A 12,396-nucleotide genomic window follows, 5' to 3' on the forward strand; every position below is an offset into this window, starting at 1 on the left:
CAGAATTTAGGAGAAATACGAAGATGGCCGCTAAAGATGTAAAATTTGGTAATGACGCTCGCGTTAAAATGCTTCAAGGCGTGAATGTATTAGCTGATGCAGTAAAAGTGACTTTGGGTCCTAAAGGGCGTAACGTCGTTTTAGATAAATCATTTGGTGCTCCAACTATCACTAAAGATGGTGTTTCAGTTGCTCGCGAAATCGAATTAGAAGATAAATTCGAAAATATGGGTGCACAAATGGTTAAAGAAGTGGCATCGAAAGCTAATGATGCTGCTGGTGATGGTACAACAACGGCAACTGTGCTTGCTCAAGCTATTGTTAACGAAGGCTTAAAAGCAGTGGCTGCAGGAATGAATCCAATGGATTTAAAACGTGGTATCGATAAAGCAGTCGTTGCAGCTGTTGAAGAGCTTAAAAAATTATCAGCTCCATGTGCAGATTCTAAAGCAATTGCACAAGTTGGTACTATTTCTGCTAACTCAGATGAAACTGTGGGTACTTTAATTGCACAAGCAATGGAAAAAGTAGGTAAAGAAGGTGTTATCACTGTTGAAGACGGCACGGGTTTACAAGACGAACTTGATGTGGTTGAAGGTATGCAGTTTGATCGTGGTTATTTATCACCTTATTTCATCAATAAACCAGAAACAGCAACGGTTGAATTAGATAGTCCATATATTTTATTAGTTGATAAAAAAATCTCTAATATCCGTGAATTATTACCGGTATTAGAAGCGGTTGCAAAAGCGGGTAAATCACTATTAATTATTGCTGAAGATGTTGAAGGTGAAGCATTAGCAACATTAGTGGTAAATACTATGCGTGGTATTGTTAAAGTTGCAGCAGTAAAAGCACCAGGCTTTGGTGACCGTCGTAAAGCAATGTTACAAGATATCGCTATTTTAACAGCTGGTACTGTCATTTCTGAAGAAATTGGTTTAGAGCTTGAAAAAGCAACATTAGAAGATTTAGGTCAAGCTAAACGTGTTGTTATCAACAAAGACAATACCACTATCATCGATGGTGTGGGTGAAGAGTCTTTAATTAATGCTCGTGTTGAACAAATTCGTAAACAAATTGAAGAATCAACTTCTGATTACGATAAAGAAAAACTTCAAGAACGTGTGGCTAAATTAGCTGGCGGTGTTGCAGTAATTAAAGTTGGTGCAGCAACAGAAGTTGAAATGAAAGAGAAAAAAGCACGTGTAGAAGATGCATTACATGCAACTCGTGCTGCTGTTGAAGAAGGTGTTGTTGCCGGTGGTGGTGTAGCGTTAGTTCGTGCTGCTTCAGCGATTGCTGAGCTAAAAGGTGCGAATGAAGATCAAAACGTAGGTATCAAAGTTGCACTTCGTGCAATGGAAGCACCATTACGCCAAATCGTCACTAACTGTGGTGAAGAAGCATCTGTTGTTGTTAACGCAGTTAAAGGTGGTAAAGGTAACTATGGTTACAATGCTTCAACTGAAGAATATGGCGATATGATTGCAATGGGTATTTTAGATCCAACTAAAGTAACTCGTAGTGCATTACAATATGCTGCATCTGTCGCTGGTCTTATGATCACAACTGAATGTATGGTTACTGATTTACCTAAAGATGATAAAGCTGATTTAGGTGCTGCTGGTGGTATGGGCGGCATGGGTGGTATGGGCGGAATGATGTAATTCTTTCCTTAAACACAAAATAATTATTTAAAAAACTATCCGTTTACGCGGGTAGTTTTTTTATATTCACAATTCAATTTTTTCATCTTCTCATTCTTTTTTTATCAAAAAAACTATTTAGCTAGTTTCAATAATTTAACAAATTGAAATTAAGGTATGTTGGACTGTGAAAAAAGAGTATTAAATTTATTCTAGTTATCGAACTTAAATTGAAAGGTGCTGATAAAGTGTTATTACGCCAATCGCAATTAACACCAATCCGCCTAAAATCTCGGCTTGTTTTCCGATAAAACAACCAATTTTTTTTCCTAGTAATAAACCTATAGTCACCATGACACAGGTTGCTAATCCAATCATGCTTGCTGCAATATAAATATTAACACTAGCTAATGCTAAACTAATTCCAACAGCAAATGCATCCAGACTAGTCGAAATAGCGGTAAAAATTAAGATAAGAAAAGATTTTTTGGAAGAAGCTATTTCTTTTTCTGAAAAATCATCATCGCCATCTTTAAAACTATTATAAATCATGCTAATGCCTAAAAATAACATGACAGCAAATACTACCCAGTGATCCCAACGCTCTATATAGTGCAGTGTCAAAATGCCTATGAGCCAACCTAGCAATGGTGTGATTGCTTCAACGACACCAAATAAAATACCAACTTTTAAGGCGCCAATAAAGGGAGTCGATTTAAATGAAATTCCACGACAAACAGCAACCGCAAAAGCATCTGTAGACATTGCCATTGCTAATAAAAATATCATCAAAAAACTCATGACATATGCTCTTGTTTATAATTATTTGGATAAACGATTATTTAATATAGGGTTGTACTTTATTGTTCAACAATTGATAATAAATAACTCGCTATTCTTTTATCACCTTTATTTTGATAAAGATCAGCTGTTTTTAAAACCGTTTCACGACGTTTTGCATCATATTGGAAAAGTTGTTTAAACATTAAGTCAGCTGTTTTTTTATCATCATTTTGGATTGCACAATATCCATATTGTTCATAGGTATCGGCTTTCCAATTATGGCGATCGTATTCAAGGCTTTTTTCAAACTCCTTTTGTGCTTCCTGATAACGTCCAAGACCACATAAAAAAGATCCATAATGTACATGATATAAGCCATTACCTGGTTGCATAAGGGTAATGCGTTTATAAATCATTTCTGCTTCATTGTATTCACCAACGTGCTGATCAAACATTGCCATAGCTAGCATAATTTGTGGGTTATTGGGTGAATATTGATTTGCTAATTTGAGATTATAGTGTGCAGCTTTAATGTTATCTTCCGATTCATTTGCTTTGCTTAGATATCCTAACCCTAATTGCATTCTTGCAAAAGCTGCCGCTTCGGGATCGAACTCTTCGTTACCATTTATTTGGCAGCCTGATAGTGTTAATAATGCTAAACAGCTTAGTAATATGAGTATTTTTTTCATCAACTATTCCTTTATTAATTTACCTTGATCGTTATGCTGTTTGTTTAATAAGATTTTGCTTTTTATATAAAGTCCGTTTAGTACGATCAACGACGTCACCGGCCAACTGACCGCAAGCCGCATCAATATCATCGCCACGTGTTTTACGAACAATCACTGTAAATCCATATCCCATTAACGTTTTCATAAAACGATCGATACGTGTGTTTGAGCATTTTGAAAAAGGAGCACCAGGGAATGGGTTCCAAGGTATTAAATTGATTTTACTTGGAACGTTTTTTAAGAATTTAGCAAGTTCATGAGCATGTTCAACACTATCATTGATTTGATTAAGTAATACATATTCAATCGTTACTTTTCCATGATTAGCGTTTGATGTCGATAGATAACGTAAAATTGAGTCGCGTAACATTGCCATATTATATTTTTGATTAATTGGCATAATTTCGCTACGTATATTATCATTTGGCGCATGCAATGAAATAGCTAAGGCGACATCAATCATACCTGCTAATTTATCTAAAGCAGGAACAACACCAGAAGTCGATAGGGTTACTCGTCTTTTTGATAAGCCATAACCAAAATCATCTAACATGATTTCCATTGCTGGTACGACATTCGATAAATTGAGTAGAGGCTCTCCCATACCCATCATGACCACATTAGTAATAGGTCTATCTGCTAATTTACCGGTTACACCAATGACTTTCGATGCTCGCCATACTTGACCTATAATTTCAGATACCGTTAAGTTACGATTAAAGCCTTGTTGTGCGGTTGAACAGAATTTGCACGCTAAAGCACAGCCAACTTGTGATGAAACACAGAGAGTTGCACGATCTCTTTCTGGAATATAAACAGATTCAATCATCTGGTTATCACCAACATCTAACGCCCATTTTATTGTACCATCGGATGAGCGTTGTTCCATTGCAATTACTGGTGCTTTGATTTCAGCGATTAATTTTAGATGTTCACGTAACTTTTTGTTGATATCGGTCATCTGATCAAAATCATCTACCCCAAAATGATAGATCCATTTCATGACTTGATCGGCTCTAAATGGTTTTTCGCCCAATGAAATAAAAAACTCTCTCAATTGTTGACGAGTTAAATCAAGTAAATTTATTTTTTCACTTTTAGGATTAGTTGTATTAAGATTGGATGCATCTGCACAATTAACAGACGTATTTGGTGTAGCAGGTGTTAACATATGGCCTCGTTTTTACACATTATGGCTATTTAAAAATTTAAGGAAAGGATTATACTGTTTTTCCCTTTATCTGGCTAATAGAATATTAATAATGAAAACAAATTCAGCAAAATATATCCATATTTTCTGTTTAACATTAACCCTATTTTTATATTCAACGTTTACTATGGCACAACCTATACCTTTTAACAAACTAATTGGACAGTTTGATGAAAAGATTGACAATAATTTTGTCGCATTAGATTCTACCATGTTACCTGTCAATAAAAAGGGCATGTATCTTCAAAAGGAACCCACTCAGCAGCTTATAAAAGCTTATCAAGCTTTTAAAAAAGCACATCCTGATATTCCGTTTATTATCGTAAGTGCTACACGTAATTACACCTATCAAAACTCAATTTGGCAGCGTAAATGGGATAAATTGTCCAATCAGTTTAATGATCCAGAACAAATTGCTGAAGAAATACTAAAATATTCATCAATGCCCGGTACATCTCGTCATCATTGGGGAACGGATATCGATATTACCAGTGTTTCATCAGATTATTTCAAAAATGATAAAAAGGGTAGAATTTTATATCAATGGCTTCAGGACAATTTACCTAAGTATGGCTTTTGCCAAGCGTTTAACGAAGGAAGAAATGGAGGCTATCAGCCAGAAGAGTGGCATTGGTCCTATAAGCCTATCGCTAGCCAATATATAGCACAATATAAAACACTATTAGAAAATGAACCAAGCACCATCACACAAGTCTTAAATTTCATCGGTCACGATAAAATTGATTTAGAAAGATTAGTGAAAGAATTTGTCTTAACGGTTAATACTGATTGCTATTAATCCGTAAATGAATATGCATGGTTGATTAATGCTTTCGCCAATAAGGTAAGCGAATTGTCACCGTAAGTCCACCATGGTCACGGTTTGTTGCTTGAATAGTGCCATTATGCATGGTGAACGTCTTTCTGGCTATTGCAAGACCAAGACCGTAACCCTTACCTAATTGAGGCGATTGAATGCGAACAAACGGTTCAAAAATACTCGATAGTTTATTTGGATCGACACCAGGACCACGATCTTTAACTTCAATTTGTAGGTATTTACCGACTTCTTTTAAAGATACATTAACTTCTTGTCCCGGTTTTGAAAAGCGAATTGCATTACGAATAATATTTTCAACTGCACGGCGAATTTGTTCCGAGTTACCTTTAACAATAGAATGAATAATCGCTGATGAAATGAAGTGAACATTTATCGATTGGTGATTCGCTTCATAATTTGCATCATTAATGACCACACGCAATAAATCTTTTAGATCAAAATATTCATCTGTGCGATTATTCATTTCAGCACGTGAATAATTTAATATTTCACCAATAAGTTGATCTAATCGTTCAGATTCTAATTCTATTCTTGCTAATGCAGTATCAATATTTTGCTTATTTTGTTGAGCTAATCCGATGGCTAATTGTAAGCGAGCAAGTGGCGTTCTAAGCTCATGTGAAACATCATGCAAAAGAGCTTGGCGGTCTGAGATTAAAATATTGAGTTGTTCAACCATCATATCAAAATCTTTGCCTAATTCGCTAAGCTCATCATGGCGTGGTTTAAGTTTATTAAATAATCTAACCGAAAGATCACCTTGAGAAACTCTGAAAAAACCTTGCCTTAATAGTTTCATTGGTCTGGTTAAGTTCCAAGCCAAAAAGAGACTAAAGACTAATCCCACACAAATTCCCATTAACACAATTGGCATTGGCATATTAAACAGGGCTTTTTTGACTTGATCGTCTTTATCTTTATCTTCCCTAAATGAAACCGCATAAAGTGTTCCATCAGGCGCAACTGCTGTACGTTGATAAATATAATTTGGCGGTTCTAATTCATCCGTAATGATATTGATTTGATCGTTTTGAGGAGAAATCAATTTTATTGATAATAAAACTCGCTCACGTTCAGGCAGATGAGCAACAAAATTTAACGTTTCATTTTCACCTGCTACATGTAATAATTGAGCGATCATATCGACTTTTGTCGGCATATGATTGAGAAATCGTTGGTTTTTATTTTCTATATAATAAGAAAATGCAATCCAGGTTAACTGAAAAGTAAGATAGAAAATCACCCAAAATATAATGAGTATTTTCCAAAATAATCGACGATTCATCTCAAGCCTATTATCACATTAACGGATTCGGTAACCAACAGCTCGAATAGTTTCAATAGTTACTACATTTTGAGCAACTTGATGAAGTTTTTGGCGAATATTACTGATATGCACATCGACGCTACGATCATAAAGTTCACGAGCTCGACCAAGACCTATTTCAGATAACTCTTCTTTAGTGACCACACGCTCACTGTGTTTTACCAATAATACTAATAAATTAAACTCAGTTGATGTCAAATCTATCACTTGGCCATTCCAAGTGCATAAACGTTGCGGTAAATCTAATACTAAGCCATTAAAATGGTATTTTTTATCATCGACCAACTCAACAGAACGTTCATCAAAACGACGTAAAACAGCACGCAGTCTTGCTAATAATTCGCGTGGATAACAAGGTTTTGGAATATAATCATCTGCGCCCAATTCTAACCCTAAAACACGATCAATATTATCGCCTTTAGCGGTTAACATAATAACAGGCATATTACATTGCTGACGAATACTTTTAAGAACATCAATTCCATTAATATCGGGTAACATTACATCCAAGATTGCAGCTCGATATTTGCCTGATAAGGCTTCTTCAATACCATCTTTACCTAAATAAACACTTTTGATATTAAAGCCTTCATTAGTCAGATACTCACTTAGCATCTGTGATAATTCAATATCATCATCAATTAATAAAATATTTATCATAATCGCCATTATTATATAATTATAGGTAGTTATATTATTGCAATAATAAAAAAAATGTCAGGTAATTTTACTAAAATATTACATATTTTGAACGATTGCTGTTTATTTAATTTACTACCTAATTGTTTAAAAAATGTTAGTTTAGCTATAGCTTTAATCAAAATTTAAATGAAATTGAATAACACTTTATTTTGATTAATCTAATTTGCTATAAAATTGCACTATTATATAGAGATTGTGTCATATCATCATTCAAATATAGCTTAAGATATAATAAAATATTGATAAATAAATTGTTAAATTTTCAACTAATAACATTAAGATTGATGAATGGAAGAATCTAAACAGCAAACACAATGGCAAGCATTAATTCAATTAATAAAACATGAAGTTTTACCAGCACTTGGTTGCACTGAACCTATTTCTTTGGCATTTGCTTCAGCGGTTGCTTGTCAATATCTTGACAAAAATAACATAAAAAAAATTGAAGCTTATGTTTCGCCAAATTTAATGAAAAACGGAATGGGTGTCACTGTTCCTGGTACCGGTATGGTTGGCTTACCTATTGCTGCTGCGATTGGTGCAATAGGCGGTGATGCAGATGCTGGGCTTGAAGTGTTAAAAAACATCACTTCAGCGCAAATTATACAAGCAAAAGAAATGCTCACTAATGGTAAGGTACGTGTTCAAATTGCAGATAATCATAAAGCAATTTATGCAGAGTCTAATGTTTACACTGAAACAGATCATGTCAAAGTCTGTATTGAAAACACGCATACTCATTTGATATTAATTGAAAAAAATGGTGAACTTCTTTACCAAACCGATTCAGTTAATCAAGCGTTATCTCACGATGATCTTATCATAAAGCAAATGTCGGTTAGATTAATCTATGAATTTGCCAGCTATGCTAATTTTGACGATATAAAATTTATTTTAGAGGCAGCAAAATTAAACGATGCTTTATCTGAAGAAGGATTAAAACAGGCTTATGGTCTAAGTATTGCGACCACTTTACGTGAGCATACTAAAAATGGATTAATGGCAGATGATTTATTATCTAAAGTAATTATTCGTACAACAGCAGCATCTGATGCTCGAATGGGCGGTGCAACATTGCCTGCGATGAGTAATTCAGGTTCAGGCAATCAAGGTATTACAGCGACTATGCCAGTAGTTGTGGTGGCTGAACATTTAAATGTCACGCAAGAGCAATTAGCCAGAGCGCTTATTCTATCGCATACCATTGCAATTTATATACATAGTAAATATCCGCCGTTATCTGCGCTTTGTGCCGCTTCAACCGCTGCTATGGGGGCAGCGGCAGGAATGGCATGGTTACTAGGCAAAGGTGAGTATGAACCGGTAGATATGGCAATTTGTAGTATGATTGGTGATTTATCTGGTATTATTTGTGATGGTGCATCTAATAGTTGTGCTATGAAAGTTTCTACATCCGTATCCTCTGCCTATAAAGCGGTATTAATGGCTTTGAGTCGTATTCGGGTAACGGGTAAGGAAGGGATTGTGTGTGATAGTGTTGAAACATCAATTAATAATTTAGGGGCAATTGTCAGTAACAGCATGAAAGCTACCGACACACAAATTATTCATATTATGTCTCACAAAGCATAAATTTTTCAAATATTTTAGTGAGTTAAGCACTGTTGCGGTTTTTATATAACCAATTGGTCAATTTTTTTAAAAATATACTGGACAATATTATTTTTTATGCGTAATATTTCGTCCTACTTCAGCGGTGGCTATAGCTCAGTTGGTAGAGCCCTGGATTGTGATTCCAGTTGTCGTGGGTTCGAGTCCCATTAGCCACCCCATTTATGCCATGCATAAGTAAATCTAACGGCGAGTAGCGCAGCTTGGTAGCGCAACTGGTTTGGGACCAGTGGGTCGGAGGTTCGAATCCTCTCTCGCCGACCAATTTAGATATAAAAACCGACTTATTTAAGTGGGTTTTTTTTATTCTCTGCCTTTTAGTAAAATAAGGACTAATACGCTGTTTTCGTCCAATAATAGATTAATTACTCGATTCTGTTTTAAACGGTTTAATCCATAATTTTTTATTTTTGAAATCTATTTTAATTAAATGACTTTGTAGTACATCAATACCTAAAAGCCCATCTGATTGGAATTCAGGTGGAAGAGAATCGAGAATAATCGCTTCCACTTTATCCGATGAAACGTAGCTCACACCAAGTTCAACAAATTGATAATCACTATTTTCATCCTTAATTTTAATTGATTGAGGTGAAAGGGATTGAGCTTTAATCATAGATAAGCTTGCTCCGGTATCTAATATCATTTGGTAATTTTTATAACCATCTGACATTTCAATAACTAAACCTTCATCCATTAAACGGAAAGGCAATTCAACCCATGTGTTATCTAAACTTAAATTTATATCGTCTGAAATAATAATTTCACTTTTAGGAAAATTTAAGGTTAAAACATATTGATCAAATAAACCTAATCCAATAGCAGGGAAATCATCGTTTTCTTCTTTTTCATTGTTACTTGATATGGCTAAACCCCATGGTTTATATTCAATAACATTAACTTTTTTAAATATTAGCGAATTGATGACTAAATTATTCGCAATAAAAGATCTTGTTATATTTATATTACCTGATAAATCAATACTTTTTTTGTTTTCAGAAAGTTCAATTTTATCAACGATATTATTAATAAAATCTAATGGTAAATATAATCCTTCTTTACCACCTGTGTCTAAGGTAACCTCAATATCTTTACCATCAATGTTTAAGTTCAGATGAGGAATATTAAGTTTTCCATCAAAATTTATTTTCCAAACAAACTCATCACTTTTGGCTAATGCACTAAATAAACATAGAATTAAGAAAATTATTTTTTTAATCATCCTTTTCCCCTTATTAAAGCAATGATAAAACAGATTATCCTATCGGCATATTTTATAATGTTAAAAAATAGTCATTTCTGCACAAAATTCTTCATCATACTTATGTTTATATAATAAATTCATGAACTTTATAACACAATCATTTCTATTTATTATTTAAAGTATCACCTATCTCATCATAATTATCCGTAGTTTTTCAATTTTAATGATTCAACATATTCGTTAATGCATATTACGAGTTATTATCTTGATTTTATGTCGATAATAAAAAATATTGTGATCATGACAACACTTTTGGTACTTAAAATTGACGGCATGTATTTTTTTAGATAATTTTTAATCAGAAATTGGTTGTTAAAGATATATCTATTGGATAAAAAAGCCCAAATATGGAGCGTGATCTTTGGAATACCGTGATATTGCAGTCAAAACTGAAGTCGAAGAACAAATTAGAGCAAATCCTAAAATAATCAGTCAAATAAAGACAGAAAGAGGGCTTGCCGAATATTTTAGGGTAAGCCGAACGACAGTTAGAAGAGCATTAAATGATTTAATGATGGAAGGTGATGTTTTTCAGGAAGATCACCATCTCCCTAATCATACAGTCTTTGAAATGAATATGCTAAAAATGTCTTCGTTTACTGAAGAGTGCCAAAAAGAAGATGATGTTCACATCAAAATTAAAGTACTCTCTAATGATATCATTCCAATGCCTACCGAATTAAACACCTTTTTTAAATCAAATCAGCGATTAATCAGAATAGCAAGACAACGTTTATTGAATAAAACTCCGTTATCTTATGAAATAAGTTATCTTCCTTCTAAAAAATTTAAAGATTTAGTTAAACAAGATTTAAATGATGTTTCGCTTTATGAATATTTAAAAACACATTTTCATGTTATACCCAGTCATGGTCGAGAAGAGATCGCATACGAAGTCGCTCTCAACGATAAAGCCAAATATTTAGCAATTACTGAAGGCACACCTATCTATAAAGTATCAAGTTACAGTTATGATCATGACTTTGAACCGTTTGAACACACCGACCAGTACTTAATTGGTAATCGATTTAAATATCACTTATCTGCAAAAAATATCTTTAATTATCAGGAAGAATACAAATGAAGTTATTTGAAAAATTAGCACTCCAATTAATGGAGCAGATAAGTACAGGACAATATAGTGTGGGTGCAGAGTTACCGCCAGAAGGTCAGTTGCAAAAAGATTATGAAGTCAGTCGAACCACAGTCCGTAAAGCGATTGATCGTTTAGTTGAAAAAAATATGGTAGTCAGAAAGAAAGGGATTGGATTATTTGTCGCTCCTACACTTTCAACTCAAACGATTTTAGAAATGACAGGCATAATTAAACCTCAAGCTTATTCAAATCATAAAAAGCAGATCAAAGAAGCCTATCTCAGGCAAGCAGGTTGTTTTTACAGCCAATTATTAAAAATAAAATCAACGGAACTTATCTACTTTATTGGTTTTTTGGAGATAGCAACAAATAACGTAACGAAAACCATTTTTTTGCTACCGTTAACTAATTTTCCAGACTTTCAGCTTTCCATTATCAAGGTACTATCAGCACTTGAAATCATTAATTCGGGAAAGAAAAAAGTCGATAAATTAGAGCAAGATTTGCAATTGATGGTAGCCAATGCTGAACTTTCCAAACAATTACGTATCAATATTAACGCCCCATTTTTTAAAATTACTAATCACTATTTTGATATTAATAACGAACCGATTGCGCTTGAGTACAAGTTTGCTAGTAATACTAAATATGTGGTCGATTTCACCTAGGAGGTATATCAATGATTAAATTATTACGTGTAGATCACCGTTTATTACATGGCCAGGTAGTTGTTTCATGGTTCGAAAATGTTGGTGCAAACACTATTTTAGTGGCTAATGATGTCGTGGCTAATGACGAATTACGTAAATCTGCTATTCGTTTAGCTAAACCAGAAAACGCAAAATTAGTGATGAAGTCAATTGATGACAGTATTGAGGCGATTAATTCAGGCGTAACAGATAAATATCAAATGTTAATTGTCGTTGAATCCGTTGCAGATGCTGAAAAACTCATTCGAGCCACGCAAGGAAAAGTCATTAGCCTAAATTTAGGTGGTACTAAACCTCGAGAAGGGACAAAAAATTACTCTAAAACAATCAATTTAACTGATACTGAGGCGGATTTATTAACAGGATTACAACAAGACGGCATTGAGATCTATATTCAACAAGTCCCAAGCGAATCAAAGCAAAAATTTGAAAAATAGTTAAGAGAGAC

The 12,396-nt window shown here is 34.1% G+C and carries 12 protein-coding genes and 2 tRNA genes; 8 read left to right on the top strand and 6 right to left on the bottom strand.

What is annotated here, in order from left to right; translation table 11 throughout:
* The first annotated feature begins 23 nt into the window (after positions 1-23).
* Positions 24-1,670, top strand: coding sequence for a chaperonin GroEL (groL, locus tag ACGH6R_RS08305; RefSeq protein WP_220216186.1), 1,647 nt, complete (start codon positions 24-26; stop codon positions 1,668-1,670).
* A 204-nt stretch (positions 1,671-1,874) separates the two neighbouring features.
* Here groL and ACGH6R_RS08310 read toward each other — a convergent pair whose 3' ends face one another.
* From ACGH6R_RS08310 to ACGH6R_RS08320, 3 genes are read right to left on the bottom strand one after another with little or no spacing between them, the layout of a single operon-like run.
* A complete protein-coding gene (locus ACGH6R_RS08310) occupies positions 1,875-2,450 on the bottom strand; it encodes a manganese efflux pump MntP family protein (RefSeq protein ID WP_411599392.1) in 576 nt (191 codons plus the stop codon).
* Between the two features lie 59 nt (positions 2,451-2,509).
* Positions 2,510-3,124 carry a hypothetical protein gene (locus tag ACGH6R_RS08315; protein ID WP_411596979.1) on the bottom strand — a complete coding sequence of 205 codons (615 nt, stop codon included), beginning with the start codon at positions 3,122-3,124 and terminating at the stop codon, positions 2,510-2,512.
* Between the two features lie 31 nt (positions 3,125-3,155).
* A complete protein-coding gene (locus ACGH6R_RS08320) occupies positions 3,156-4,337 on the bottom strand; it encodes a bifunctional tRNA (adenosine(37)-C2)-methyltransferase TrmG/ribosomal RNA large subunit methyltransferase RlmN (protein ID WP_411599394.1) in 1,182 nt (393 codons plus the stop codon).
* A 91-nt stretch (positions 4,338-4,428) separates the two neighbouring features.
* Here ACGH6R_RS08320 and ACGH6R_RS08325 point away from each other — a divergent pair, with 91 nt between their 5' ends.
* Positions 4,429-5,175, top strand: coding sequence for a M15 family metallopeptidase (locus ACGH6R_RS08325; RefSeq protein ID WP_267350023.1), 747 nt, complete (start codon positions 4,429-4,431; stop codon positions 5,173-5,175).
* A 25-nt stretch (positions 5,176-5,200) separates the two neighbouring features.
* On the opposite strand, the gene ACGH6R_RS08330 is transcribed toward ACGH6R_RS08325, so the two are convergent.
* On the bottom strand, positions 5,201-6,502 hold the full coding sequence (locus ACGH6R_RS08330; RefSeq protein WP_267350021.1) for an ATP-binding protein: 1,302 nt from the start codon (positions 6,500-6,502) through the stop codon (positions 5,201-5,203).
* Between the two features lie 18 nt (positions 6,503-6,520).
* Entirely contained in the window at positions 6,521-7,201 is a 681-nt protein-coding gene (locus tag ACGH6R_RS08335; protein WP_065558131.1) for a response regulator transcription factor, read from the bottom strand.
* A gap of 333 nt (positions 7,202-7,534) precedes the next feature.
* On the opposite strand from ACGH6R_RS08335, the gene ACGH6R_RS08340 reads away from it, so the two are divergent.
* From ACGH6R_RS08340 to ACGH6R_RS08350, 3 genes are all read left to right on the top strand, one after another.
* Positions 7,535-8,839 carry a serine dehydratase subunit alpha family protein gene (locus ACGH6R_RS08340; RefSeq protein WP_411599395.1) on the top strand — a complete coding sequence of 435 codons (1,305 nt, stop codon included), beginning with the start codon at positions 7,535-7,537 and terminating at the stop codon, positions 8,837-8,839.
* Between the two features lie 124 nt (positions 8,840-8,963).
* Positions 8,964-9,039 (top strand) — tRNA-His (locus ACGH6R_RS08345).
* A gap of 26 nt (positions 9,040-9,065) precedes the next feature.
* Positions 9,066-9,142: transfer RNA gene (locus ACGH6R_RS08350), tRNA-Pro, on the top strand.
* A gap of 97 nt (positions 9,143-9,239) precedes the next feature.
* Here ACGH6R_RS08350 and ACGH6R_RS08355 read toward each other — a convergent pair.
* On the bottom strand, positions 9,240-10,100 hold the full coding sequence (locus ACGH6R_RS08355; RefSeq protein WP_411599397.1) for a hypothetical protein: 861 nt from the start codon (positions 10,098-10,100) through the stop codon (positions 9,240-9,242).
* 403 nt (positions 10,101-10,503) lie between these two features.
* On the opposite strand from ACGH6R_RS08355, the gene ACGH6R_RS08360 reads away from it, so the two are divergent.
* Genes ACGH6R_RS08360 through ACGH6R_RS08370 form a run of 3 tightly spaced genes read left to right on the top strand, consistent with a single transcriptional unit; the run spans position 10,504 to position 12,385 of the window.
* Entirely contained in the window at positions 10,504-11,226 is a 723-nt protein-coding gene (locus ACGH6R_RS08360; protein WP_411599398.1) for a GntR family transcriptional regulator, read from the top strand.
* Positions 11,223-11,906 (top strand): GntR family transcriptional regulator, encoded by a 684-nt coding sequence (locus ACGH6R_RS08365; RefSeq protein ID WP_411599400.1) that lies wholly within the window; start codon positions 11,223-11,225, stop codon positions 11,904-11,906. Before ACGH6R_RS08360 ends, ACGH6R_RS08365 begins: the two co-directional genes overlap by 4 nt.
* Positions 11,907-11,917: 11 nt before the next feature.
* Positions 11,918-12,385: a PTS sugar transporter subunit IIB gene (locus ACGH6R_RS08370; RefSeq protein ID WP_411599401.1), complete on the top strand. Its 468-nt coding sequence runs from the start codon at positions 11,918-11,920 to the stop codon at positions 12,383-12,385.
* Positions 12,386-12,396 lie beyond the last annotated feature (11 nt).

It is taken from the genome of Gilliamella sp. CG13 (assembly GCF_046635805.1).
Taxonomy (GTDB): Bacteria; Pseudomonadota; Gammaproteobacteria; order Enterobacterales; family Orbaceae; genus Gilliamella; species Gilliamella apicola_I.